Origin of the sequence: Sneathiella litorea (assembly GCF_009882915.1) — a bacterium.
GTDB classification, from domain to species: Bacteria; Pseudomonadota; Alphaproteobacteria; order Sneathiellales; family Sneathiellaceae; genus Sneathiella; species Sneathiella litorea.
Map to the genome: position 1 here is coordinate 1536169 of NZ_WTUW01000002.1, position 25303 is coordinate 1561471.

Consider the following 25303-nt stretch of genomic DNA (forward strand, 5'->3'; position numbering starts at 1 on the left):
TTTATACCCCCTTCCTGCCCTGTTTAAAAACCGGGTGGGAAGCGGCGGCCATGGGAACGGGCTAGATGACGGATACAATTGGTATAACCCCCTTCGAGCATATTAAGCTCACGGTTGAAGCGCAAATTCCTCTGGTTCGGGCAATGGAAAAAGAACTTGGTCCAGAAAAAGCACATCGGCTGATAAGGGAAGCTCTGGATACACGCAACCGGAAGATATCCGAAAACAGATCCCGCAATGCACCGATGACCATTCCAAAACTGGAGGCCGAGTTTTCATCTTTCGGGATAGGCGTCGATTTCGAGTTTGAGGTTCTAAAGCGCAGCGAAGATGAATTTCATGTCGATGTGCATAAATGTGCCTATACGAAAATGATGGAAGAGTTGGAGGCACGCGACCTCGGACCACTTCTTATCTGCAATTGCGATTTTGCACTGGCTGAAGGGCTTGGGCTGGAACTCAAACGCGAAAAGACCTGTATGAAAGGGGATGGTATGTGCGATTTCCGTTTTCGCAAGGCAGCAAAATAAAGGCTATTTTTGCGACCATTTCCCGTTTTCACTCAGAAACCATGTCCCGCCAGGGGCTTTCTTGAAAATTTCAACGGCATAGACACGCCCAACCTGCTCAACGCTGACCCCTTCAGATTTGGCACGCTTCACATAAATAGCCCGCCGCTGATCATTCAAACTGGCAACAAATTCATTTGCCGATCCGTCTCGCGCGCGCGTGAACCCGTCGAACGCTTCCCCGACAGCACCAGAAGCCCGCAGGTCATCAAGCTGATCCGCCCAGGCAGGCATGCTCGCGAGCAACGGCAGACTTGCGATAATTGAGAAAGAGACTATTGCCTTTCCAAAAAGCTGTCTGCGGCTCAATTTCCCATCATTTTTTCCAGATCGCATATCAGAATATTCCCGGATTGTTGGTAATGTCATCTTTCGCCTGCTCTTCGATCTTGAGGCGGACTTCTGCATCCAGCTTGATATTCAAATTGATCGTTATCGGTTCGGCTGGCGCCTCAACTTTTACCGTTGGAGTGCAGGAAACTGCGACGAAAAAGATCACAGCTACGGCTGAAATAGCAAGAAGAGAACGATTTTCCACAGAGATTCCTTCACTCGTTTTACCGTCAGCGAACAGTAGCACGGAGCGCTTTTTCCGACAATAGGTAGCCTTTGAGTATGCCGTTGAATATCTTGTCCAGACTGGTAGTCAAATTTATATTCAGGATCACAGGTCGGTTGTTTTCAACATCAGGATTGCTGCCCTTTGCATGCAGTTTAACCGTGTCTTCACCGCTATCTGTTTTTGTTATTTCGATCGAAAGCTTCGAATAGTGAAAATTCTCAAGGATATCGAGCAACAGTTTGGTCTGCTCACCGCTTCCTCCAAGTGCCTGCCTTGCCGCCGCAGACGTCATTTTCAATACACCCGGTCCATCAGCGGCGAGCAAGCCTTCATCGACGAGCAACCGGTCTCCCCCGAAAATTAGGGGTATCCGCCCACTTACTCGACCCGTGGCCACAAGTTCCTCTACATTACCCAGCGCCATTACCTCTTCAAGATCAAGGCGGGTCAGCTGAATTTCCGCCCGATTGAACTCCGCTCCGGTGTCAATGATCGCATTATCTATTATGGCGGTGCCGCCAACCAATCCAACGTTTAGCCGGTCTATATAAAGAACCGGAGCACCGTTGTTTGTTAAGACGCGAAATCGTAGGAAGGGGTTCTCAAGAGACACACCGACAGTAGCACCGGACGCCTTAACTTCCTGGGGCGCCGCAATGGTGAGTGGGTTGAGTTCATCAATATGAACCTTTCCGTTGATACCCGATATACTCCCTCCCGTCGCCTTAACCAAAATATCATCAAGTTCAACATCCGCAGACGAGTTTAGACCATTGGATGACCAGCGCAGATTAGCCGTTGGTGTAACCAGACCCTCTACCTTCATTTCCGCATCTATTGCGACAAGATCAGATGGCTGCACTCCATCTTCTGCAAATGTGAGTGGATTGATACGGATGTTCGCATTTCCAATACCATTCGCTAACGAATGTTCGCCTTCGAGACGAAGATACTTACCGAGAAAATCTGATGCGAGTTCTAGTGAGAAATCTGCTTTTTTCCCATTTAGCCTGGCGTCACCGGTAATAGTTTGCACTTCCTTAAAAAGAGCGCCCTCCTCCGGGGTGACTTTCAGTTTGGTAAGGAGTAGATGCCCACTTCCTTTAGGTACCAGGTTCTCAACAGGCACCTTCACTCTCGCATTAATATCAGAGATGCTGACATGCTGGCTATCCAGCTGTATTTTCCTGATCTGACCTGTCACGTGGCTCTCAAACATCGAGTTATCATCCGGTTGGACACCGGCGAGCTTCAAAAAGAGACCATCTGCATTTATCTTCTGATCTTTCCAATGACCATCTCTAATCTCTGCGTTCAGCAATGAAATAGCAATATTGCCGTCCTTGCCTCGGGCAATTTTTCCTGCCGCAGCCAGATTTCCCGAAAAGCTTTTTCCAATGTCCTTGAAATGAGAGGATAGCGTCACAAGCGATAGTCCACCCTTTCCGAGATATGCTTCTGGAAAATTGAACGACAATCCCCCTTTTCCACTTTTAATCTCATACTCAGCGACAACATCAGCTTTGAAATTCGCTCGTTTATTATGGATCGAGCCCTGCAAGGACACTTCCTGTGATGGATTCACCCCGCCAGAAGCAGTGAAATTCAAGGGTGAAAAAGCGGGTTCTGAAGAAGTGTCACTGACAATTCCATTGAGAGTGACAAGCTCAAGTTTATCCGTGAAATTTTGAATATCCAGTTCCGCGGCCAATTCAGTCACCGACAAACTCAGGTCGGGAAACTGTGCAGCGATTTTTGCTTCCCGTAACATAATTTGAGCATCCTGCTGATTTCCATCCAGCAGGTATCGTCCCTTAATTTGAATTGGAAGCCGATCTGACGTTATTTGCCCATCGGCGACCTCTATTGCCATTGCTTCCATGACGATGTCACCTGCATACGTGATAGTGGAACCGGCAATCCCGATAGTTGCGTTGAGGGATAGCCGGCCATCGAATGGTGGCATATCTTCCGCAAACCGAGACAAGTCGCCTGGCTGCAGCCCATCCTTCCGAAAAGGGAGCGTTTCCAGATGTATCCGTGCGCTGCCAATTTTACTCCCCTCATCGTACTGTCCTGTCAACTCCAATAAAGACTGACCTTCTATGGTTTTTAAGGAAATCTGGGCGGTAGATTCCTCTGCTGTTAACTGCCCTTGCCCCTGAAGCAGGAGGGGCTCCCAATCTGGGTTGGCAATGTCCTGGCGAATTATCCCGTCCTTGACCGTTACCTTTGCAGATTGTGACGGAACGTCAGCATTAATTGAAAGTTGAATGTCTTCCAGAATAATTGGGCCGGCCGCCGTTTCAATATGGAGCTGAACCTCACTATCTGCAGTCAGACGTTGGTTCGAAGATAAAGCGCCGGATATAGTCGCGTGTATTTTCCGGCCCTCGCTTACCGCTACAATTTCTCCATTTTGCAATAGAATTTCGGGAAAAAGATATTTCGGCGCAGCCGCCTCGTCGCTTGTCTCCTCCGTCGCAAGAGCGATTATGCGCTCGACGGCCCCCTTTTCCAGATCGGATATATCAACGAACAGATGTCTGATATCAACCCTGTCGACCTCACCACGAAAAAGAGAAAGCGGGCGAAACTGCACGTCGATATTGCGCAATGTAATCTGATCGGAGAGTGATAATTCAGTTATAACGATGTGATCCGAGGCAACAGCATCAACGGTCAAACTGACATCGTCAAACCCAAGCAACTTCAAAGAAAGCTCACCGGCATATTCCAAAACCATCGAGCGCAAGAAAATCAGGGAGATAACCAAAACGGCGAGTATGCTGATCCCGCTCAGAATGAGAATGCGAAGAAATCCAAATTTCGCGGCTGCCGGCATCGACCTTCCCCTGTAAGACACTATTTCATTTACATGGGGATACCAAAAAGACAAGCCTGAGTATCTTATAGGCTATGCCTGTAACGGGCTTTCCCGCTGCAAAATGATTCTTCTAGGCTCTCGCACTCGGACGGCTAGTGACACGTGCCCACCAGGCATTTATGTTTTCTTGGTCTTCCGTGGGACGCACGCCAACGGCTTTCCCCATCAGAATGGCACATTGCGCAGTAATATCAGCGACGCTATACACCGGTGCCGCGATATACTCCCGACCTTCCAGCGCCGTCTCAAGCCAACCTAAACTGCGGCTTGCGTGTTTTTCGCAAACCGGCACATAATCTGGCACCTGATCGCGAATACCCTTCCACATTGGATGGCCGTGGACAAAAGCATGCATGAGTGGAATGAGCAGTTCCAACTCCATGCGTCGGTTCCACATCTCGATATGCGCCCGCTCCAAGGGTGTTTGCCCCATCAATGGTGGTTCCGGATAAATCTCTTCAAGATAGCGGCAAATCGCCTGGCTTTCCGAAATCGTGGAGCCGTCGGCCAACTCCAATACGGGCATCCGCCCGAGAATATTCTTACTCAAATACTCCGGCGTATGATGATAGCCAGAGGAAAGGTCAACTTCTTCCTTCGGGATTTCAAGCCCCTTTTCCGCCAAGAAAATACGGACACGGCGGGCATTTGGCGACGCGGGCAGGTCATAGAGCTTCACAACGATCTCCTTAATTAATTCGCAAATCCATTTGTTATGGCTGGCTTGGGGCAAACTCGGTCTTAGGGTCTCCGGCAATACGGGAATGATAAATGATATACGTCTCCATCGTCCAATTGTTGAATAAACGCTGAGAAGCGGAATATTCAGTGGATATCTAATTCAGAACAGGATGAAACTGGGAAATCGTCCTATCCTTATGTTATTATCACAACTTCCCTCTCGCGAAAAAATACTGTCTATAACAATAAAATGGAGAGAGTGACATGACACCGGCAGATAATCCAAAAATGCAAGCCCTAAGTAAAATACATCATTTTGCGACCACCAAGATCAAGTCTCGACGAGCTGAGTTAATCGCTGCAAAGGTCTTTCCAGAGGAGTTATGGCATGACTTTGCGAACTCCGGGCTAGCCAGCCTCTCGCTACCCGAAGAGTATGGTGGTCTGGCAGCTGACTACAGCACCTTATCCCTCGCTGGGAGGACCTTGAACCAAGTCGGAGGCGTGCCCGGTGTGACCATGGTATTCATGGCCCATTGGCTAATGTCAAAGCTCCATATTGCAGGTGATGCACCGAGTGCATTGAAACAACAACTGTTGCCTGAACTTGCAAAAGGAGAGACGACGTTATCAGTCGCAATTTCCGAACCTGGTGCCGGGGCGCATCCAAAACTCCTTAAGACAACAGCACGGCGTGAGGGGGAGGAGTATATCCTAAACGGAGAGAAGGCGTTTTTGACCAATGGTCCAATCGCGAACCACTTCATCGTTCTTGCCATTACTGATGAAGCGAATGGCAAGAAAGCGTTCAGTGCCATCCTCGTTTCCGCGGACAGCGAAGGCTTTCGCCGGACTGAGGGCGTAAAAATAGACTTTTTGCATCCCTGTCCGCACGGGGGAATTATCTTGGAAAACTGCCGGGTCCCCATCGCAAACCTTATAGGCAAGGAAGGCGATGCCCTTAACAGGACATCTTTACGCATGCGGGCGATTGAGGATGCGACCGGCGCCGGCAGTCAAGTTGGGTCGATGTATTGTCTGTTATCGGATGTTGCCACTCATGCCACAGAAATTCAGGCCCTTAAAATTGGCGCGATCGCGACGAGACTTAAAGCCCTTGATGTCATAGCAGCCCATCTGGCGTCGATGGCAAACACTACAGGCGATGACCTTCAACCGCTTCTGGAGTTACAACTTGGGTTTCATCAAGAGTGCAAAGCCTGCGCCGACGCTTTAGAAGAAGTACTGGAAGAATTAGCTATTTCAGACCAACCACAGATCAGTCTTTTGGTTCGGGACATTTCAAAGTCACTGACCATTGCCAGAAATGCCCATACGATCCGCCTTACAAAAATTGGCCGAACAATCATCAATAACCCGGCAAACCTCTGAGACTTATGACGAGACTAATCCTTTGCAATATGCTGGCGTGAGTAGGGTGATTTTTCGGCCGGGCGCCAGTCTACAGGCAGACCCTTTTCTGGCCGGAATATTTCTACCTTCAATGGAAAGCAAGCCGCTGCGTCACTCGAATGGCCGGAACTGCAATCTCCACCGGGACAAGTTGATAGCCCACCCAAAAGGTCTATCTCAGCAAAAAATTCAAGATAGTCCCCGGGTCGGACCGGGCTCGCCTTCATGAAATATTGATGGGTATCTCGCGTAAACCCGGTGCACATAAATACGTTTAAGACATCATGTACGAAGGGTTCCGCTTCATCATATGAAATGTTTTTCTTTTTTGCGAAAGCGCGGATAAGGTTGGAATGGCAGCAGTAATGATACTCCTCACCGCCAAGCATCACATTGGTATAGGGATCACAGCGGGTTCCGATAACATCATGGACTCCGCCACCATCATCATCCCAACCATACCAATCGAGAGTGTCATAGGTAATTGTCGCCATTGGCCGCATAAATGGCAAATTGCTCCATAATCGATCCCCGACACTGACATGTGTGCCGTGAAGCGCCCGTGTCTTACCGCTAAAAAACCGTTCTGTCGGATCTGCCGCGTTCCAAAGGTTAAGGTCGCCAACTTGAGCGCCTTCGATGCTGACGATCCGGAAGAAATGTCCTGCCGGAACTTCGAAGCATTCGGCATCGCGCGGCGCCACAATGACCTCATCGATCTGTTCCAGATGTGACCGCGCATCATTATAGATTTTTGCGTCCGGCAGAGGTAGCGTATCGACGGGATAAACGATTACCGGCTTGATGGCCTGGCGGCTCTTCGCGTCGGCAGGAGCCTGATTTTGTGGCATGTATTTCATAGGCAGCCCTCGTTATAAAGACATCCGATCCTACGTTGCTCAGTCTGAGCGGGCAAGCCGGGAAAGTGATCATACTTAATCACCATCCTCCGCCACCGCCACCGCCGCCACCGCCGCCGGAAGACCCGCCGCCCGATGAGCCGCGAGAGCTACCCGGCGCGGTTGCCGCGGACGAAATGGCACTCGTAAACCCTTGCCCGAGAGAACTGGAAAATCCAGCTAGATTAGTCGGGTTAAAATGCTGCCCACGATACCAGGATGGGCAATACGCTGGCCCTTGAGAGGGAGCTTCCTGCGCATTTGCGAAGCTGTTAGAGAATTGTTCCGCCCAAGCATTTTCAACATCCAGCGCGATAGCGTAAGGCAGGAACCGCTCAAAGAGCTCAGGCGTACGTTCCGGTGGGTTGAAAAAATTCATGCGGTCTTTCTCCGCAACACTCAGGAAGTCGGCAAAGCCTGCAAATCGGTCCAGCATTTTCCTTCCGAGCAAGGTTGGGGCTTTTAACAAATGGTAGAAGCACAGGTTTACCACCTGAATCAAGAGGAAAAGAACTGCCGCCGCTGGAGACGTTGCCTCGACCAGAAACATCAAACCAGCGGCCTCGCCACCAAGAAAAGGTAGAGCCATAGCGAACAGAATAATGGCGCCAATGCCGGAAAGTGGGTTTCTCCCATTCCAAAATTCCAGAAATGCCCGATAACCTCGGCGCAGTATAAAATAGACACCTGCGGTCCATCCCGCGAGCCAGATAGAAATAAAGGCGGCAGTTCCCGGATCCTTGGCCCAAACAATCATCAATATGATGACGACAAGGGAAAGCCCGGCACCCGGCAGGAAGTACTGCCGGTTATTGTTAAAATAGGTTTTCTCATACTCAGTCCGCAGCCATTCTTTCAGGCTACGACGCGCGCTTTGTATAATCACACGATTTTTTTGTTTCAGCTCAAGTTCATCATCTTCAAATTTGAAAAACCTGTTTGCTATAGCTCTTTCTCCCATAAAGAGCGGGGCCTTTTTTCCGGTCCGCTTCAGGACATAGCTCCGAGAGCCATCTTCCTCGATCGTCAGATACCCTTTTACTGCCATGCTCAATATCGCGGCAGAGAATACCTTGTTATCAAAACCCATATTCCGGATATACCGCATCGCCGCCGGTGAATAGCCATCTGGCGGTTCAAAAAACGGGATAATGGTGCCAGCCGTCGGGTCACGCCCGACGCGCCACCAAACAAGAAGGTAATAGACGATGAGTACCAATAACCCAACTATACCAACGAACAGAATTCTATTATCGGCAAGAAGATAGCCCAATTTTTCAGCATCTGAGGGTTTGGCGACAAACCCGCTGGGCCAGGAAACCGCAATTGTGAGCCCTTCATTTGGACGAAGTGGTTTTGTCGTAAAAAATTCAACCCCGTCGACATTTTCGCGGGTTTCAAACGCCTTACCTTTTTCACCCTGATATCCTGTGTAGGCAGTATAGTTTCGTATATTTGCGCCATCTGGGAGATGTATGCGGGCACTCGCCTTTTCGATATCGAAAACCCAGCCATTTCCTGTCACATTCCAGTAAAGCTCGTCGAGTCCATCAAAAAAACCGATCTGCCGCGTGGTTCTATAGGTGATTGTGTATCTGTGTTCACCATTGGTAATGAGGACATCTTTATCCCCAATATAAACCCGCACGCCATTGGAGTGCCGTTCAGTGTGAAACGGTTCCAACTGTCCATTACGGGTAACTTTTTCGACCTCGAACCCAACCCTGTATTGATTCCCCTGCGTATCCTTATAGTCCGTCGGAAAATCACGAAAAATGCCGCGCCTTATTTGGTTTCCCTCACTAATAACCGTGATCTTCTCTCGCACCATCAGGCTTGCATCGCCTTGAATCCAGAGATCGCTTCTGAACTCCTTAATGAGTTCTTTTGCATAGGGCGAGGATGGGAAAATCAATCCAAAAAGGAGAAATACCCCATACAGGACAAAAAGGCGGAGACTTGGCTTTTGTACTGGAAAACTCACCGGTTCAAGGGCGCATTGGTTAGTCGAACTTGACATTGACCGGCTTGCGAGCTGCTTCTTCATCTTCGGCCAGTTCAAAAAACTCGGCCTTGATAAAACTAAAGACATTAGCGACTAGGTTACTTGGAAACTGGTCTATCTTAATATTATTGTCCCGCACCACGCCATTATAGTAACGTCGGGCGGACTGTATTTTATCCTCGACTTCTGCCAGTTGATGCTGAAGGTTCTGGAAATTTTCGTTGGCTTTGAGTTCGGGATAATCTTCAGCAAGGGCGAACAAAGATTTCAACACGCCGGACAACATATTTTCCGATTGCGCCTGCTCCGCGGGGGAGCCATGGTTGGACATGGCATCATTTCGCGCCCGGGTAACGGCCTCGAATGTGCCCGCTTCATGCTTGGCATAGCCTTTGACGGTCTCGACCAGATTGGGAATGAGGTTGTACCGGAGCTTCATCTGCACCTCGATCCCACTCCAGGCTTCCTTGATTTTCTCGCGCAGGGTGACAAACTCATTATATGTTGCAATGACATATAGAATGACGGCAGCGATCAGACCAGAAACAACCAAAAAGGAAATCATGTCGCAATACTCCCAGACCAGGCGCCCTTCAGTCAATATTGAGTGCGCACTGCCGCAAGTTTACGGCCTAAACCGTAAACGTCAAATATAGATATCCTTAAGGTTGTAATTTTTAAGAACTTTTTCGCGATTTTCCTCATTCCAGCGGTTCTCCGCCATCTCGCCAGCAAGTGGCTGATATTTGTAGGCCGGTTCATCCGGGAACCGTTGCTGACGCGCATCAATCCCAAGCGCAATGATCCGACTTCGCTCATGGATGCGTTCTGCATCATAAGTTTCTGTCCGGTCATCAAGCTGGCTTGTCGTAATGTTAAGAACGCGACGGCGCGGGAAAAATCCGGCGTTAATCGTAACTCTTCGATCCGGCGATGAATTGGCGAAAGACCCATGCACCAGCTGTCTATTGACGGCGAAGACTTCCCCTGCCTTACAGACAAGTGGCACGGCATCCTTAAGACGTTCCGAGCCACTTTCTTTTACAAGATCCGGGATGTTTGCTTTACCGTTCCTATGGCTACCCGGGAGAATCCAAACACAGTTCGCGGGTGTGCTAGGATAGAGCTGCGTCATAAAGTTAAAGCCATGCGCATTTTCATCCCAGTCCGCGGCGTCCCAATGCGTTGTGCCATCCTGATGCCAGGCAACGGAAGGGCCAAGTCCCGGCTCCTTAATAAAAGCCACCTCATTATAAGGAACAAAGTCGGGACCATTGATGGCCTCAGCAACTGAAAGCAACCCGGGATGCCCATACAAACGCAGGCAGGAATCCATTAAATGTAAGTTTCCGTGCAAGAGCTCGATAGTCCATTGAGGCGCATCTTCACCCGGTGTTGGGTTGAGCATCTTGACCGGATGCCGCCCCTTGTTCTTAGTGGTACCGCCTAGCGGATCACTAAGCGGTTTGGCGAAGCGATAGGGGTAACGCACGAACTCGGCCCCAAGCGCTGGCTGGCCGGCCTTATCCAGCTCTGCTTCCGGTGCGACCGGTGCCCGTGAAAGGACGCGCTCGACATCCTCTCGGAGTTCACGCAATTCGGTGTCATCCACGACATTCTCAAAAACATAGAAACCATGTTCCCGGTAGGCATCCAGGATTTCCTTGGCCAGCTTTCCATCCGGCCCCAGCCTGATGGGACCACGATTGCCGAGTGCGTAGGCGCGTGCTTCACCCTCGCGAGTGTATTTCTCCATTAAACTCGCATGGTCAGCAGCGGTTATAGTGTTTGCGGGTTGTGCATTATTCATTATTTTTCCCTTCTTGCTTTATATCAGGCTAACCTGGCTGATTTTGGGGGCGCCATACCGTTTCTTAGCTTTCGGCTGCTTAGTTTCGCCGCGCTTACCAGGAGAGCTTTCGCCACTCATCATCTGTCCCCATAACCGCCTTTTCCGCGTCATAGGAGTACAGCCAACGTTGTCCGACAGGAAAGCCGTCCTGATCTTCCTGTTGGTGACGCGCGAAACGGGCATTCCGGCGGGAGATTTCATCCGGGTCGCTCATATGGAATAGGTTTTCTGCTGCCCGGGATTGCAGCAAGACCCGGTTAGCACGGTCGAGACGAAGCTTTTCATACTTTTTAAGTGCCGCGGGAATATCGCCCTCCGCCATCTCAAGGGACCGGCCGAGTACCCAGGCATCCTCAATACTCTGCCCTGCTCCTTGTGCGTGATAGGGCATCATCGCATGGGCAGCATCACCCATCAGAGCGACTCGATCCGTGACCCAGCGATCAAGCGGCTCGCGATCAATCATATTGGTCATGAAAAGACTTTCCGTCCCTGCAATCAGTTCGCGAATTTGTTCATTCCAGCCCTCATACTCAGTAAGAGCCGCATCGCGAGAGCCCGTCTGTGACCAGGATTCTTTCGCATTGTCGTTATAAGGACCTATCCCCACCCAGTTAAAAAGATCGCCCCCGCAGACATAGTAAAGAACAGCGGAACGATGCGGCCCCATCCAGACGTATGAATTCTGTTCGAACCCGAGGTTCCGCGCCACCTCAACCGGAACGAGCCCGCGCCAGGCGACACAGCCCGACGGACGTGGTTTTTCGGGCGTAAAGAATTTTTCACGAACCATGGAATGTAGCCCATCAGATCCGATCAGAACGTCGCCTTTTTCGACCGTTCCATCACTTAAGTGGACTTCGACTCCCTGCGCATTTTCCTTAACATCGACGACTTTTGTGTTCAGCCTGATATTCTGCGGATCCATCGCCTTCACCATGATGTCGAGCAAGTCGGCCCGATGGACATGGTAATAGGGTGCGCCGAAGAATTCCTCCACCTTCGGCATCAGGGGAGTTTTTAAATAAACTTCCCCTGTCTTGTAGTCCTTGAACAGATGCGCAGCCGGCGGTACGCCGATGCGGGCCAGTTCATCCTTCAAACCCAGATATTCAAGGACCCGAATGCTGTTTGGGCTTTGCTGCAGACCCGCGCCAACTTCGGAAAGTTCCGACGCCTGCTCCAACACCACATGGGAAATTCCCGCCCGTTGTAAAGTTAGGGATAAGGCAGCACCCGCAATCCCACAACCAATCAGTATGACACGCATGTTTATCTCCCTCCGGATTTTCTCCGTGTTATTTTTTTGAAACGCATGTACTCAAGATTTGCAGACTTCAGAACAAACAACAAGAAAAAAGGCAGTATATTTGCCATAGATCATCTTCGGCACTCTGCTCCTCCATGCCAAACGCCACACTAGTACTCAAGCTAAAATCTTCAATGGTAATAGCTGCGAAACACGCGCTCTTTACATTCATATGGCCCTATAGATGATTGAAAAATTACAAAAGAATTGATTCATATCAATTATATTAATTTTACATCAAGTAAGATGAAAGAGTAGAGGCACGTAATGCTTCGTCTAATGAATTCATCAATTAAAAAGCACATTATCAGTTCGAAACCATTGCACTCGAGTCTCCGAGAAACAAGGGGCGACATAGACAACAACAAGCAGTGACTGAGTATCTCTTATTATTAATGGGAAGGGAAACCAATGAGTTATAAAACCATTCTTGCTTACTTCAACAATGATAAGCAGGCCAAAGAGCTTTTGGCGGTTGCAACCCGGATCACAATAGACAATAACGCGCACTTGATTGGTGTTTATGTTGTCCCAAAAATTTGGCTTAATCCAGCGGTTTCAATGGAAATACCTGCCGATTTTCTTTCCTCTCAACGTCAGTATTATCTGGACGAAGCAGAGCGGATTGAGGCCTTATTTAAGCACGAAACTAACGCCGCCGGAGTTTCGTTTGAATGGCGCACCTTGCAATCACCAGATCAAAAAATAGCGCCTGTCGTCGTCGAACAGAGCCGTACTGCTGATATCGTCATCCTCAGTCAATCTAACGAAGCAACAGATACAGACTATTCGGCAGAAGTGCCGACAGCTGTTCTGATGGAAAGCGGTCGCCCGGTTCTAGTTGTTCCCTTCGGACAGCAAGTAAAAAATATGGGTGAATATGTCGCTTTAGGCTGGAACGGAACGCGGGAAGCGACACGTGCTGCGTTCGATGCATTGCCATTTTTGGAAACGGCAAAAGAGGTTAGCTTGATTTGCGTAGGGTCGAAAAAGAAGACAAGCTCAAGCTATTCAGTTATGGGAACAGAGCTCGCCGCAACCCTCGCACGGCATGATATTACGGCAACCATCAAAGATATTCCAGAAAACAACTCTCCTATCGGTGCGCAGCTACTGGAAGAAGCAACGATGGATGGTGGGAGTTTGCTCATTATCGGTGGCTATGGACATTCACGTCGCAGGGAGTTCATTTTCGGCGGGGCAACAAAGTATATTCTTGAGAACATGACCATCCCTGTCCTGATTTCTCATTAGGAACTGATAGAGGTTCCTGTTCTAGTTTTTTAATTGTCGCCGAGTTGCCTTGATAAGCGCCTTGAAAAGGGCGGATTGGCGTGAATTAAAAATCAGGAATTCCGGGTGCCACTGCACGCCAATAAAAAAATCTCGGTCTTTTCGCTCAAGAGCTTGAACGAAATTCCCCCGGTCATATCCCGTTACCGTTATCCCGTTTCCCACCTTATCAACAGCCTGGTGATGCAAACTGTTGACACGGATTGTATCCGATCCGATGATTTCATGAATTATTGACCCGGATTTCAATGTAACAATTTTTCGCGCAAGAACCGTCCGAATATTTGTTTTTTCCCGCGGCATACCGCGAATATCACTATAAAGTGTGCCGCCATGAAAGACGTTCATCATTTGGGCGCCGCGACATATACCCAGTACAGGCAAGCCCTTCTTCTCCGCAAAGGCTAACAACTCCAGTTCCAGAACATCGCGTTCAGGATCAATTCGAACATCCAGCGTTATTTCGGAGTGGTAAAGCTCGGCACCTATGTCATCCCCACCGCCAATAACCAATGCATCCAATTGATCCAGAGGATGCGTGGTACCCGGTTCCAGGAACATACATTTTCCGCCCGCCCGCCATACAGCGAACCAATCGAATCCGCGTGCTATCCAGCTTTTATAACGTGAGACGGTAACGCCAACGATGGGCTTCATAAGGTTTCAATCCATTCGCCGATATCCCGTATCCATTGTTCGACAAAGCTGGACGGTTTGGCAAGATAGCGATCAGACAAACGCTGGATTGCCTTTTCATCCGCCGCCAGTTTCTCAACAACAAACCAGCGGTTCCATTCTGCAACAATGTCCCAGGCTGGGTCTGAAAGATGTGTGTTCGGTAGGCGGTAATGAAAGGTGGGACGGGCCTTAATAAGGATATCATCTGTAAAACGAGCGACGACATCTGGTGCGAGAAACTTGAACAATGGAAACATATCCAGTTCACGGTTACGTGTCGGGTTCAGGCGGGCATAGTCCGAAATTAGCGTCTCAAGATCTGGAGAGTAGTCTGCATCCAAAATCAGGCGAACATATTCCCGGGGAAAGGGGTCAACATGAGGAAGCAATCGCCGAGTTGTATCAATTTCAATGCGGTCTCTCAGCCAATGGGATAAAAGCACGTATGCCCGCAAATGGCGGAGTAGATAGCCAACGTCATCTGCAGCGACTTCCGGGTTAAGATGGACCCCAAAAGCGTAAATAAAATTATCGTCAGTCCCCTTAGCTCCGTTCTCTCGCAACCCCTCAACTAGTGCCGTTAATTTGTCCAGTTCATTCCAGGGGATTGGCGGCGCGACAATTTCTGTTGGCACCGCAATCGACGAAACCTTGCCAATAACATTGCGAAAAAAAGAATCCAGATCACGTCCAATATTAACCGCGTCTTGATTAAGTGGCAGTTCTGCCTCTTCCATCAGGTCGCCCAAATCTTTTTCAGGGTTAACATATTGGGTATCCAGCTCAACCAAGAACTTTCCCCAAGGCGTTCCTTCAACGCTAAAGACAAAGGCCGAACTGGTCGCCACCACTTGGCCATCATAAATATCTGCCAAAAGTTGGGCTGCATTTGCGGGATCAAGGCCTGAAAACTCTATTTCGACCCCAACCCGCCGCATTCTACCTGCTTGGTTAGCTGAGAGAGGCGGCGACTTAATCAAGTAACTTGAATTTGCCATGGGTGATTGCCTCTTCAGTCATTAACAAAACAAATTTACTGGATGAGCTGTATACGGCAAGACTTCTGCGGTGACTGGGTTATACTTCATAACACTAACGTAATATTGCATGACGCCAAAACAAGTAAGAAAATGGGACACTACCCATTACGCACAGATCTGAGGACTTATTTAACTTTTTGATATATTGCGACAATGGACTTAGGCTAATCGTATATTTCTCCATTTAGCCGACGTCTCCTCAAGCAGAAAACAAAAGCAGGTAGGCAAAATTATGAAAATTAGCGGACAAACCACACATGATGCGGAGGAAGACGTCCGCAACCAGAATATCAAGATTTATGTGAACGGTGAAATTGTTCCGCGAGAAGAAGCCAAGGTGTCGGTATATGATTCCGGGTTCATGTTAGGTGACGGAATGTGGGAGGGAATGCGCCTTTATAACGGGAAATGGGCGTTTTTCGACGAACATATGGACAGGCTTTTTGACAGCTGCAAAGCGATCTCCCTGAATATAGGTCTGGATCGGGATGGAATTCTGGATGCCCTCACCAAGACTGCCGCGGCCAACGGAATGACCCATGATGTCCACTGTCGCCTGATGATCACGCGCGGTGTCAAATCCAAGCCGTTTCAGCATCCAAATCTCTCTAAATCCGGTCCGACGGTTGTCATAATTATGGAGCATTCAAAACCAGCGAAACACCTCCAAGCCACGGGGATTTCGCTGGCAACTGTCCCCCAGGTGCGCGGCCTGCCAATGTCGCAAGACGCAAAATACAATTCTCACTCCAAGCTAAACTGTGTGATTGCCTGTCTTCAGGCGGAGCAAGCCGGAGCGGATGAAGGACTAATGCTGGACCCGCACGGCTTCGTCAATACCACAAATGCCTGCAATTTTTTCATTGTCCGAAAGGGAGAAGTTTGGACCTCTACCGGAGACTATTGCATGAACGGGGTAACCCGTCAGAAAGTGATCGATCTTTGCCGGGTTAATGACATTCCTGTATTCGAGAAAAACTATTCTCTTGTTGAGGCTTATGGTGCTGACGAAGCATTCCTGACCGGCACGTTCGGCGCCCAAACCCCCGTTTCTCTGATAGATGGAAAAAGGATCGGATCGCATGACGGAATCGGACCAATAACCGCACGACTTCAAACCCTTTACGGGGAGCTGGTGGCGCAGAATACGCGATCCTAGTCACATAGAAGATATGGAGTTTTGTAAATATAAGGATCTAGGCTGATCTTCCGACCAGAACGCATCCACCAACAATCAGTACGGTTCCAATAATTCGCATCGGCGTCACATTCTCATTCAACAGCAAGATTCCAAACAGCATCGTTATAACGAAGCCAATGCCGACAAATGGATAGGCAACACTTAGATCAACTTTTGATAGAACCCAAAGCCAAAGCACCACACTCAGCGCATAAATAATGAGGCCCAGCCAGATAAAAGGAGAAAAAAGAGCCGTGAAGGCGGATTCATATATACCGGACTGCATTGCCGCCTGCATTTTCTGATCCGCCACGCCAAGTTTTAAGACAAGCTGCGCACAGGCCGATGCGAAAACCGTCAACAGAATAAGACTAAGGACGAGGAATGACATATTAGTAAGCCTCCAAATTTCGCTTCACATGCAGTGCGGCAGGCATCATCAAAACGCAATATATTTCGCGAGAAACAGGACCACAACAAAACTCACACCAACCAACTGGCTCGCCCTGTCCTTTATCGCAAAAACAACCGGGTCATCCGGAATTTCGCCGCGACGCGCGCACACCCAAATATGATTGCCCCAAAACAGGACAATCAGGCAAAGTAGCCATAAGACTTCCGGGCTGGCGTATGAACTCAACACAAACGGACTATTGATATAAAGGGCAAGAATAACGACTGCCGCAGTAAAATTTGTAATGCCGAGGCCAAACATTGTTTCACGATCATCCGCAGAATATCCACGCCCACGAACTTTGCTATCCGTTTCGGCCAGTGCCGCAACTTCGATATAGCGCTTCATGAAGGCAAGGCTGACGAAAATAAAGACCGAAAATGCGATCAGCCAGGATGAAAGATCAACCCCTGTCGCGGCGGCGCCGGCAACCACCCTCAATGTATAAAGGATTGCTAAAGTCATGACGTCAACCGTCGTGATCCGTTTAAGCAGGAAAGAATACGCATTAGTTATCGCAAAATACACGAGAAGAACGCCGACAAAAGCGAAGGGTAGGAAGGCAATAGAAAGTGCAAAGGCCAGAATTGGAAGTCCGAGTGCACCGGCCACACCGATTGGCAGGGGCAGCGTTCCAGAAGCAATCGGACGATATTTCTTACTCCGGTGCCGGCGGTCTTCCTGCAAATCAAGAAGGTCATTAAGGAAGTAAACACCGGACGCACAAAAACTGAAGCAAATAAAGGCCAGCAATGCCAGCAACAGATGCATAAAGTCTGAATATTCGTGCGACGTCACCAACGGAACAAAAATAAGGACATTCTTGGCATATTGATGCAGCCGCATTTCCTTTAAGAACGCCTTGAGGACAGAAGCCTCCGACTTTGTCTGCCAGACCAGCTTTCCATTCTTCTCCGCCTCTGCAACATATTGCTCGGGTGCATTCACCATAATATTGGCCGCAGCGGCCCGCCAGATCGGTGCATCCACCGCGCTATCACCCGCGTAAATGAAATCTTCATCGCCAAGCATTTCCTTTATCGCGGTGAGCTTATTTTTTCCTTTAAGATTAAAGTTATCTTCAGTCGCCATTACTCTGTCGAAAATGCCCAGATGTTCCGCTACCTGATTTGCATATCTTTGATGCGTCGCCGTCGCGAGGATAAGTTCTTTTCCCTGCGACTTCTGCTGTTTCAGGTAATCGAGTAAATCATCTTCATAAGGTAGAAATTCTGCCTCGACATCGACAACCTGTGCAATCTTCTCCTTGGCATAGGCGCGCCCCTGGAGCAACCAGAGGATAAGCTGGAAAATTTTAAATGGATTACTCTTCAGGTAACGCAGCAAAGATTCTACGAAAAGATCCGTTCGGACCAACGTACCATCCAGATCCACAACAACATATTTTATGTTATCAACCAAAATTCCTTGATCTCCACTCACCTGATTTCGCAAAATTTAGGAAACTCTACTAAATTTTAAATTAGACGACGATATTAATTGCCTCATGAAACCATTGTGTATCCATAAATCCTTAATTTTAGCTTTCTTTTCTCATTTTAGAAAAAACAAGGATGCGGACCAGTATTAACCAATTTATAGTCAGTTAATATTATGTAGCGTGACATTTTTGTGTTGAGAGAAACTGGAGTACAGGGTTTGCACCGTCGGGAGAGTAGAACCAATCAGATACGGCATTTTGGTATTCTTTCAGCCGTCATCCTGATTTCGCTTGCTATTAAAATAGTTCATGAAGGGGCCTTATCCTACTGGTTAGATGAAGGCTATACTGCCTGGTTTGCTAAACTGTCATTTTACGACTTATGGTTCTGGTTGCCGGAGATAGAATCTCACCCCCCGCTATATTATTCCCTGGTCAAGATTTGGGGGCTGATTGAAGGGGATTCTACTGGATTATGGCACCGCTCTTTGTCAATTTTTATCAGCCTGCTTCTCGTTATTACCTCATACCTTTCAACGAGAAACACCGCACTATATCTCAAGCAGGAGCGAAATCCTGCAGCTCTCTTCAATAGTGTCCTCATTTGCTTTAGCCCGGTCATTGTCTGGTATTCGATTGAAGCAAGGCCCTATATTCTGCTTTTTCTGGCTTATTCCCTCGCAATCCTTGGCCTCATTTCAATCATCGCCCAAAAGGAGGAAGCAACTTTAAAGGGGTGGGCCTTGTTTGCCTTTGGAGCCCTGCTGACCAACTGGTCCCATCATCTTGGGGGCATTTTTACAGCCGTATTATTTCTATCCATTGCCATCCATTGGGTTATTGAGAAAAAATTCGAGAAAGCCTTTCTCTACAGGCTTCTTTTGTGTTTTGTTGTCGTGCTGGCATTCTCTGCCCCCTTGATTATCCAGATCGTAAGACAACTGGTTTTCTGGGATGCCTCCAGTTGGGTGGCAGAACCTACAATAATCAGCTTTGTTCAGGTAATGCGCCGGATATTCGGCTTTGGATATGCCGACAAACTTATCGATACGGCCTTCGGACCATATACAATAATTCATACAGGAAGAATTGCCTTAGGGGTTGTCGTTGGCATTCTATCTTTCGCGCTTATTCTTTTCGGGCTTTTCAAGATAATACGGATGAAAGCGATTTCGCTTGCATGCTTCCTAGCTCTTAGCTGTTTCGCTGTACCGTTTGCTTCCTTTGTCGTTTCAATACTTGGCCCGAATATCTTTTTGGAACGCATCTTGTTGCCGGGCCTTATCCCCTATTTTCTGCTTCTCGCCATTTCAATAGAATTTATTGACAAAGCCAAACTTAGATACGCCATTAAGATCTTCTATGTTGCGATTCTGGCGCTCGGCCTAACAGCAACATTGCGTGCAGGGAAGAAGGAACCTTGGGGCGAAATCATGGCGGGCCTTGCAAATCAAATTCAGGAAAATGACGTCATCTTGCTAATGCCTAACGACCTGTATCTACCGGCAAGTCTATATGTATCGGATCCTGAAATATCTACGCGAATTAAAAGTATTCCAGCCAAATATCCGGCAGTGAAATTCTCGGATTTCTATCCAGATGGGTTTCCTGCAGTCCCCGGAATTCGCGCGCAGGATGCGGAAACCATCCGGACATTGATTGCAGGGAAAGATCGCGTCTTCCTTGTTACCCGCCAAGACACTCTTTTCGATCCAGAAAACGTCACGAGAAAAACTCTAGGCGAGCAATATTATCCTGTCACGGAACATGTTTGGGGAGACATCCGGCTCGAACAATTTGATCACAATTAACATGATCTGCGTAACATCATGATTGGCTGAGGATCTAAAGAAACTTCGATGGGCGTGGCGAGCCCCCCATCACCGTCACATTGACAGGGAAACTCTGCCGCTGAGGTAAGCGATACCGGTTTGTCGGTAACCACAACCTCAACATCCGGCAAGCTATCAAGCCGGTTAGCGAGAAGGGCCCCGCCATAGCGGATAGCGTTGACAATACCTGACCCCTTCAAGACAAGAACGGCAAGTCGGGGCGTTTCAATTCCGCAATCGGGAGCAATGACAAAGGGTCCGCCGTAATATTTCGCCTTTGTAATGATAACGCTCCCCGCCCTATGACGTACGCCATTTACTTCCACTTCAAGGTTCATATTTCGATAGCCCGAGATCACACGCATCGCTGCTAAAACATATGCCATAGCGCCAAAACGCTTTTTCTGGTCCGATCGCAGGGCCGCAACGGCAAGGGAGTCATAACCGGCCCCAAGCATCAGCAGAAACCGCTTTTCATTGGCAAATGCCGTGAACACAGGCACGGGTGAGGCAGTTACTAATGTGTCTACCGCCTTTTTTATCGAAACACCGACACCAAGCTCCCGCGCGAGCACATTTGCGGTTCCAAGGGGGATAACACCGAGAGGAATATTGCAGTCCTTCAGCCCATTTAAAATCTCCGATACGGTTCCGTCCCCACCCGCGGCCACGAGAACAAGGTCCGGACCCTTCCTTCCAACAAGCTCCTCAGTCAGCATCGTTGCATGCCCCGGGCCACTAGTCTTCAGGATTTCAACCTCGCATTGCGTCTCAGCCAAACCTAAAAGCGCTTTTGAAAACCTGCTTTTGTTTCGCATCCCGGAAGTAGGATTGTGAATAATGACCAAACGCCTGTTTGCAGGAGTCATGAGACTGACTTTCTATCGCAACAAAAACATAACCAAGTGGTCATCAAACTGACCCGTGAAGCTCCTAGACATTGCCCATACGATTGTTTCGTCATTCAAAACTTTTGATGACCATTTGATGACAACCCAACAGAGTCATGCGTAATGGATGCCCGTAATATAAGCCATAAATATAGATCCATCTGGATTTCGGACATCCATTTGGGGACACCGGGATGTAAGGCAAATTTCCTGCTGGATTTCCTGAGAAGTACAAAGAGCGAAAATCTCTATCTTGTCGGTGATATTATCGACGGATGGAGCTTGCAGCAAGGCTGGTATTGGCCGCAAGCTCACAATGACGTCGTTCAGAAAATTCTTCGCAAGGCGCGACAGGGAACCCGGGTTGTTTTCATTCCCGGCAACCATGATGAATTCGCCCGAAACTACGTCGACCATGACTTTGGATCCATTCAGGTAGTTCACGATATCATCCATGAAACTGCAGACGGCCGGAAGTTTCTGGTTCTGCATGGCGACGAGTTTGATGTTGTCGTGAAGTATGCGCGCTGGCTTGCTTATCTTGGCGACTGGAGTTACGGGCTTTGCCTTAAGCTTAATGATTTACTAAATACCGTTCGCCAACGGTTTGGATATCCTTACTGGTCCCTCTCCGCCTACTTGAAGCTGAAAGTGAAAAATGCCGTTAAGTTTATAGCAGATTTTGAAAATGCCCTCGCAGATGTCGCTCGAGACCGCGCTGTAGATGGCGTTATCTGTGGCCATATTCATCACCCCGAGATTCGTGAAATCGACGGCATCACATACTGCAATGACGGTGACTGGGTTGAAAGCTGCTCGGCCCTTGTCGAGCATTTCGACGGTCGCCTTGAACTCATTCACTGGATGGGTGCGGTTGCTTCCCTTTCTGACATACAAGGAAACAAATCATGCGACTCGTCCTCGTTACCGATGCCTGGCATCCTCAAGTCAATGGGGTTGTTCGGACGCTCTCGAACCTAAGAGACTATTTAATAGGGCTCGGCGATGAAGTCATCATGGTGACGCCGGAACTTTTCTTTTCTTTGCCCTGCCCGACCTACCCAGAAATCCGCTTATCCCTTTTCACGGCACGGAAAATCCGCAAGATTTTCACGGATACACCCCCAGATGCCGTCCATATCGCGACAGAAGGCCCACTCGGTATCGCTGCTCGTCGCTATTGCGTAAAGAATAATATCCCCTTTACAACTGCGTTTCATACGCGCTTTGCAGAGTATGTACACGCCCGCATCCGGCTTCCCCTCAAGTGGGGATATGCAGGATTGCGCTGGTTCCATCGGCCATCACGCGCCATTATGGTGGCAACTCCAAGCCTACAAACCGACCTCGAGAACCGAGGCTTCCAGCATATCAGGCGATGGACCCGCGGAATAGACACAGAGCTTTTTCATCCAAGAGAAAAGGACGCGTTCACTCAAGAACGTCCCATATTTCTATATGTTGGCAGAGTTGCCGTCGAAAAGAATATTGAGGACTTTTTGAACCTCGATCTCCCGGGTACCAAGGTCGTAGTCGGCGATGGGCCGCAACGTAAAGCTCTGGAGAAGAAGTATCCGCAGACTGCCTTTCTCGGCATGAAAGAGGGAGAGGAACTCGCAGAAATCTACGCTGCCGCTGATGTCTTTATCTTTCCTAGCCGAACAGACACATTCGGCCTCGTCCTGCTGGAGGCACTTGCCTGCGGAGTACCCGTTGCCGCCTACCCCGTTACGGGCCCTCTTGACGTCATCGGGGACCATCCGGTGGGCGTGCTGGACGAGGACCTGAAGAATGCGGCAATCAAGGCGTTGGATATTGACCCGGCGACATGCCGTGATTATGCCTTGGGCTACTCTTGGGCTACAAGCGCAAACCAGTTCAAGAATAATCTGGTGGTTTTTACGGACACCAGAAATAACCTTCTCACGCCTAAATCCTATAAGAAAACGGAAGAAGTCGGCCAATAGAATTTTGTTGGTGTAGAGTCCGCATTTGGTGATCCGGAGCCTGCTCGGGACCGTAATACTATGTGATAGGATAACTTAACATTAACCAAAGATTTAACCATTGTGACCGATAGCTCTTCCAAAAGTGCACTTGCAATCCACTGGTTCCGGCAGGATCTGCGTCTGTCAGATAACCCTGCACTGACAGCGGCAGTAAAGGTAGGTAAACTGCTCCCTATTTACATTCTGGACGATCAAAATTCTGGAGAGCATAAAATGGGGGGTGCAAGCCGATGGTGGCTTCACTATTCCCTGACAGCGCTCAACAAAAGCCTTCAGGGAAAACTCAGGGTCTTTCATGGTGACGCGACTGAAATCCTCCCACGGCTTGCGCAGGAAACGGGAACCAAAACGGTCACATGGAACCGATGCTATGAGCCCTGGCGCATTAACCGAGACAAGAAGATACTTACTGACCTGGAACATTTGGGAGTGGAGGTGATCTCAACGAACGGCTCCCTGTTATGGGAACCCTGGGATGTTCTTAAAGCCGATGGCACCCCGTATCGTGTTTTCACACCCTTCTATCGAAAGGGCTGTCTCAAAGGCACCGCTCCGAGAAAGCCGATCAAGGTTCCTGAAAACATCACTTTTTCCGATGACAAAGGAACAGGCGCTGCAGTCACTATTTCCGACTTGTCTCTTCTGTCTTCAAACTGGGATATAAAGAAATCCCCGGATTGGGTGCCGGGTGAAAAGGGGGCGCAGGACAGAATACGATACTTCTTGGATAACGGCATTAAGGGCTATAATAAGGGGCGAGACTTCCCGGCAGCAGAAAAATGTTCCAACCTCTCACCCCATTTACATTTGGGGGAAATATCGCCACATCAGATTTGGTACTCGCTTGCCTTTCAGGCACATCTTCTGGAAAGCGGAGAAGATCTGGACCAATTCCAGATGGAGCTCGCCTGGCGAGAATTTTCTTACAGTTTGCTTTTTTACAATGCGGATTTGCCGGATACAAACCTGCAGAAAAAATTTGATTATTTTCAATGGCGCAAGGATGAAACAGCGCTTCAAGCCTGGCAAACGGGGAACACAGGCATACCGTTTGTCGATGCCGGGATGCGGGAGCTTTGGCAAACAGGTTTCATGCATAACCGGGTGCGCATGGTTGCTGCCTCCTTCCTTGTGAAAAACCTGATGATCGACTGGAAAGAGGGAGCGCGCTGGTTCTGGGACTGTCTGGTTGATGCAGACCTCGCCAACAACAGCGCAAGCTGGCAATGGGTTGCAGGCTGCGGTGCTGACGCTGCTCCCTATTTCCGCATCTTCAATCCCGCCACCCAAGGCGTCCGGTTTGATCCAAAAGGAGAATATACGCGAAAGTATGTGCCCGAACTCGCGGGCCTGCCCGACAAGTGGCTGTTTAATCCTTGGGAGGCCCCTAAAGAAGTACTAGACGCTGCGGGGATAGTCCTCGATGAGACCTATCCCGCACCGATTGTTGATCTTAAAACATCGCGCCAGCGCGCGTTGGATGCCTTTTCTGACATGAAGGAAAAACAGCCTTCTTAGGTTACTCCCGCCGTATACATCCGGTTTGCCGTTGGGCTGATCACCAGTTGATTGACACAAACGCGCGTATCAAGCTGAGCCAGGAACAGGATCGTTTCGCCGAGGTCCTCTCCCTGCAACATGACAGCTTTTTCCTCATCCGTGACCTTGACTGGCCGGTTATCAAGGATTGGCGTTGCGACTTCTCCGGGGCAAAGAGCGCAGGCGCGAATGCCATTCACCGCCTCTTCCATATTGATGCTCTCGTTCATGGCAACCATACCATGTTTCGCAGCCGTATAGGCAGGACCTGTCATCTTTGAAACCCGTACTCCGGCCAAGGAGGAAACGTTGATAATCAGTCCCTCTTTCTGTCGGCGCATAATCGGCAAAACGGAACGACAGCAATAAAATGCGCCGTTTAGGTCGATATCAACAACTGAATCCCAGCCCTCCGTATCAACCTCGCCCCAGCTTCGATTCTTGACATTTATCCCAGCGCTAAAGACGGCGACATCAAGACGGGAAAAGCGTTCCTCAATCTTTGCTGCCACCGCAGCAACCTGATCGGCGTCCGCGACGTCTAATTCTTCTATTATGGGCGCCTTGCCAAGGCCACGGATCATATCCTCTGTTTCCGCGAGCTTTTCTTTGCGACGTCCAGAAAGCACAACCTCCATACCAGCGCGTGCAAGACATACTGCCCCTGCCTGACCTATGCCTGTACCCGCGCCCGTAACCCAGGCAACCTTGCCCTCAAGACTCCGCAGCGCCCCTATTGTATTCCCGTTTGATGCTATCCCTGCCATTGT

At 49.1% G+C, this 25303-nt stretch carries 23 protein-coding genes; 8 read left to right on the forward strand and 15 right to left on the reverse strand.

The annotated features are described in order from the left end of the window. The first annotated feature begins 65 nt into the window (after positions 1–65). Positions 66–530, forward strand: a complete 465-nt coding sequence (locus tag GQE98_RS13695) for an L-2-amino-thiazoline-4-carboxylic acid hydrolase (RefSeq protein WP_161316166.1) — start codon at positions 66–68, stop codon at positions 528–530. Between the two features lie 3 nt (positions 531–533). Here GQE98_RS13695 and GQE98_RS13700 read toward each other — a convergent pair whose 3' ends face one another. The 4 genes from GQE98_RS13700 to GQE98_RS13715 form a co-directional block, all read right to left on the reverse strand. Further along, positions 534–905, reverse strand: a complete 372-nt coding sequence (locus tag GQE98_RS13700; RefSeq protein WP_161316167.1) for a YdbL family probable chaperone protein — start codon at positions 903–905, stop codon at positions 534–536. Position 906: 1 nt separating this feature from the next. Continuing rightward, a complete protein-coding gene (locus tag GQE98_RS18295) occupies positions 907–1107 on the reverse strand; it encodes a YnbE family lipoprotein (protein ID WP_202526293.1) in 201 nt (66 codons plus the stop codon). A 25-nt stretch (positions 1108–1132) separates the two neighbouring features. Beyond that, positions 1133–3976, reverse strand: a complete 2844-nt coding sequence (locus GQE98_RS13710) for an intermembrane phospholipid transport protein YdbH family protein (RefSeq protein ID WP_161316168.1) — start codon at positions 3974–3976, stop codon at positions 1133–1135. 112 nt (positions 3977–4088) lie between these two features. After that, positions 4089–4697 carry a glutathione S-transferase N-terminal domain-containing protein gene (locus GQE98_RS13715; RefSeq protein WP_161316169.1) on the reverse strand — a complete coding sequence of 203 codons (609 nt, stop codon included), beginning with the start codon at positions 4695–4697 and terminating at the stop codon, positions 4089–4091. A 266-nt stretch (positions 4698–4963) separates the two neighbouring features. On the opposite strand from GQE98_RS13715, the gene GQE98_RS13720 reads away from it, so the two are divergent. Then, the gene (locus tag GQE98_RS13720) at positions 4964–6091 is read left to right on the forward strand and encodes an acyl-CoA dehydrogenase family protein (protein WP_161316170.1); all 1128 of its coding nucleotides are present in this window, start codon (positions 4964–4966) and stop codon (positions 6089–6091) included. Positions 6092–6105: 14 nt separating this feature from the next. On the opposite strand, the gene GQE98_RS13725 is transcribed toward GQE98_RS13720, so the two are convergent. The 5 genes from GQE98_RS13725 to GQE98_RS13745 all read right to left on the reverse strand — a co-directional run bounded on the left by GQE98_RS13725 (position 6106) and on the right by GQE98_RS13745 (position 12138). Next, on the reverse strand, positions 6106–6972 hold the full coding sequence (locus tag GQE98_RS13725) for an urea carboxylase-associated family protein (RefSeq protein WP_202526294.1): 867 nt from the start codon (positions 6970–6972) through the stop codon (positions 6106–6108). 79 nt (positions 6973–7051) lie between these two features. Continuing rightward, complete coding sequence (locus GQE98_RS13730) at positions 7052–9031, reverse strand: DUF2207 domain-containing protein (RefSeq protein WP_161316171.1); 1980 nt, start codon at positions 9029–9031, stop codon at positions 7052–7054. After that, on the reverse strand, positions 9015–9581 hold the full coding sequence (locus GQE98_RS13735) for a LemA family protein (protein WP_161316172.1): 567 nt from the start codon (positions 9579–9581) through the stop codon (positions 9015–9017). Before GQE98_RS13735 ends, GQE98_RS13730 begins: the two co-directional genes overlap by 17 nt. An 81-nt stretch (positions 9582–9662) precedes the next feature. Then, the gene (locus GQE98_RS13740) at positions 9663–10826 is read right to left on the reverse strand and encodes a phytanoyl-CoA dioxygenase family protein (protein ID WP_161316173.1); all 1164 of its coding nucleotides are present in this window, start codon (positions 10824–10826) and stop codon (positions 9663–9665) included. 94 nt (positions 10827–10920) lie between these two features. Next, positions 10921–12138: an FAD-dependent monooxygenase gene (locus tag GQE98_RS13745; RefSeq protein ID WP_161316174.1), complete on the reverse strand. Its 1218-nt coding sequence runs from the start codon at positions 12136–12138 to the stop codon at positions 10921–10923. A 450-nt stretch (positions 12139–12588) separates the two neighbouring features. Here GQE98_RS13745 and GQE98_RS13750 point away from each other — a divergent pair, with 450 nt between their 5' ends. Further along, a complete protein-coding gene (locus GQE98_RS13750; protein ID WP_161316175.1) occupies positions 12589–13431 on the forward strand; it encodes a universal stress protein in 843 nt (280 codons plus the stop codon). A gap of 21 nt (positions 13432–13452) precedes the next feature. On the opposite strand, the gene GQE98_RS13755 is transcribed toward GQE98_RS13750, so the two are convergent. Beyond that, entirely contained in the window at positions 13453–14127 is a 675-nt protein-coding gene (locus GQE98_RS13755) for a gamma-glutamyl-gamma-aminobutyrate hydrolase family protein (protein WP_161316176.1), read from the reverse strand. Next, complete coding sequence (locus GQE98_RS13760; protein WP_161316177.1) at positions 14124–15086, reverse strand: amidoligase family protein; 963 nt, start codon at positions 15084–15086, stop codon at positions 14124–14126. The genes GQE98_RS13755 and GQE98_RS13760 overlap by 4 nt, the downstream gene beginning before the upstream one ends. A gap of 334 nt (positions 15087–15420) precedes the next feature. On the opposite strand from GQE98_RS13760, the gene GQE98_RS13765 reads away from it, so the two are divergent. Next, positions 15421–16347, forward strand: a complete 927-nt coding sequence (locus GQE98_RS13765; RefSeq protein WP_161316178.1) for an aminotransferase class IV — start codon at positions 15421–15423, stop codon at positions 16345–16347. 37 nt (positions 16348–16384) lie between these two features. On the opposite strand, the gene GQE98_RS13770 is transcribed toward GQE98_RS13765, so the two are convergent. After that, positions 16385–16759 carry a DMT family transporter gene (locus tag GQE98_RS13770; RefSeq protein ID WP_161316179.1) on the reverse strand — a complete coding sequence of 125 codons (375 nt, stop codon included), beginning with the start codon at positions 16757–16759 and terminating at the stop codon, positions 16385–16387. A gap of 48 nt (positions 16760–16807) precedes the next feature. Next, positions 16808–18244, reverse strand: a complete 1437-nt coding sequence (locus GQE98_RS13775; RefSeq protein WP_161316180.1) for a UbiA family prenyltransferase — start codon at positions 18242–18244, stop codon at positions 16808–16810. Between the two features lie 210 nt (positions 18245–18454). Between GQE98_RS13775 and GQE98_RS13780 the strand changes: the two genes are divergently transcribed. Continuing rightward, positions 18455–20074, forward strand: a complete 1620-nt coding sequence (locus GQE98_RS13780; RefSeq protein ID WP_161316181.1) for a glycosyltransferase family 39 protein — start codon at positions 18455–18457, stop codon at positions 20072–20074. Here GQE98_RS13780 and GQE98_RS13785 read toward each other — a convergent pair. Next, complete coding sequence (locus GQE98_RS13785) at positions 20071–20964, reverse strand: diacylglycerol/lipid kinase family protein (RefSeq protein WP_161316182.1); 894 nt, start codon at positions 20962–20964, stop codon at positions 20071–20073. The two genes, GQE98_RS13780 and GQE98_RS13785, sit on opposite strands and share 4 nt — an antisense overlap. A 144-nt stretch (positions 20965–21108) precedes the next feature. Between GQE98_RS13785 and GQE98_RS13790 the strand changes: the two genes are divergently transcribed. The 3 genes from GQE98_RS13790 (at position 21109) to GQE98_RS18470 (ending at position 24512) form a co-directional block, all read left to right on the forward strand. Continuing rightward, positions 21109–21966 carry a UDP-2,3-diacylglucosamine diphosphatase gene (locus GQE98_RS13790; RefSeq protein ID WP_161316183.1) on the forward strand — a complete coding sequence of 286 codons (858 nt, stop codon included), beginning with the start codon at positions 21109–21111 and terminating at the stop codon, positions 21964–21966. Further along, positions 21894–22952: a glycosyltransferase family 4 protein gene (locus GQE98_RS13795; protein WP_161316184.1), complete on the forward strand. Its 1059-nt coding sequence runs from the start codon at positions 21894–21896 to the stop codon at positions 22950–22952. Before GQE98_RS13790 ends, GQE98_RS13795 begins: the two co-directional genes overlap by 73 nt. A gap of 102 nt (positions 22953–23054) precedes the next feature. After that, positions 23055–24512: an FAD-binding domain-containing protein gene (locus GQE98_RS18470; RefSeq protein ID WP_161316185.1), complete on the forward strand. Its 1458-nt coding sequence runs from the start codon at positions 23055–23057 to the stop codon at positions 24510–24512. Here GQE98_RS18470 and GQE98_RS13805 read toward each other — a convergent pair. Next, positions 24509–25300: an SDR family oxidoreductase gene (locus GQE98_RS13805; protein ID WP_161316186.1), complete on the reverse strand. Its 792-nt coding sequence runs from the start codon at positions 25298–25300 to the stop codon at positions 24509–24511. The genes GQE98_RS18470 and GQE98_RS13805 overlap by 4 nt on opposite strands. Positions 25301–25303 lie beyond the last annotated feature (3 nt).

Bases quoted from the DNA above. Each gene is read 5' to 3' on its own strand.
- GQE98_RS13695 (WP_161316166.1), top strand. From the start codon at position 66: ATGACGGATACAATTGGTATAACCCCCTTCGAGCATATTAAGCTCACG.
- GQE98_RS13700 (WP_161316167.1), bottom strand. From the start codon at position 905: ATGCGATCTGGAAAAAATGATGGGAAATTGAGCCGCAGACAGCTTTTT.
- GQE98_RS13710 (WP_161316168.1), bottom strand. From the start codon at position 3,976: ATGCCGGCAGCCGCGAAATTTGGATTTCTTCGCATTCTCATTCTGAGC.
- GQE98_RS13720 (WP_161316170.1), top strand. From the start codon at position 4,964: ATGACACCGGCAGATAATCCAAAAATGCAAGCCCTAAGTAAAATACAT.
- GQE98_RS13725 (WP_202526294.1), bottom strand. From the start codon at position 6,972: ATGAAATACATGCCACAAAATCAGGCTCCTGCCGACGCGAAGAGCCGC.
- GQE98_RS13730 (WP_161316171.1), bottom strand. From the start codon at position 9,031: ATGTCAAGTTCGACTAACCAATGCGCCCTTGAACCGGTGAGTTTTCCA.
- GQE98_RS13735 (WP_161316172.1), bottom strand. From the start codon at position 9,581: ATGATTTCCTTTTTGGTTGTTTCTGGTCTGATCGCTGCCGTCATTCTA.
- GQE98_RS13740 (WP_161316173.1), bottom strand. From the start codon at position 10,826: ATGAATAATGCACAACCCGCAAACACTATAACCGCTGCTGACCATGCG.
- GQE98_RS13745 (WP_161316174.1), bottom strand. From the start codon at position 12,138: ATGCGTGTCATACTGATTGGTTGTGGGATTGCGGGTGCTGCCTTATCC.
- GQE98_RS13750 (WP_161316175.1), top strand. From the start codon at position 12,589: ATGAGTTATAAAACCATTCTTGCTTACTTCAACAATGATAAGCAGGCC.
- GQE98_RS13755 (WP_161316176.1), bottom strand. From the start codon at position 14,127: ATGAAGCCCATCGTTGGCGTTACCGTCTCACGTTATAAAAGCTGGATA.
- GQE98_RS13760 (WP_161316177.1), bottom strand. From the start codon at position 15,086: ATGCGGCGGGTTGGGGTCGAAATAGAGTTTTCAGGCCTTGATCCCGCA.
- GQE98_RS13765 (WP_161316178.1), top strand. From the start codon at position 15,421: ATGAAAATTAGCGGACAAACCACACATGATGCGGAGGAAGACGTCCGC.
- GQE98_RS13770 (WP_161316179.1), bottom strand. From the start codon at position 16,759: ATGTCATTCCTCGTCCTTAGTCTTATTCTGTTGACGGTTTTCGCATCG.
- GQE98_RS13785 (WP_161316182.1), bottom strand. From the start codon at position 20,964: ATGACTCCTGCAAACAGGCGTTTGGTCATTATTCACAATCCTACTTCC.
- GQE98_RS13790 (WP_161316183.1), top strand. From the start codon at position 21,109: ATGGATGCCCGTAATATAAGCCATAAATATAGATCCATCTGGATTTCG.
- GQE98_RS13795 (WP_161316184.1), top strand. From the start codon at position 21,894: ATGCGACTCGTCCTCGTTACCGATGCCTGGCATCCTCAAGTCAATGGG.
- GQE98_RS13805 (WP_161316186.1), bottom strand. From the start codon at position 25,300: ATGGCAGGGATAGCATCAAACGGGAATACAATAGGGGCGCTGCGGAGT.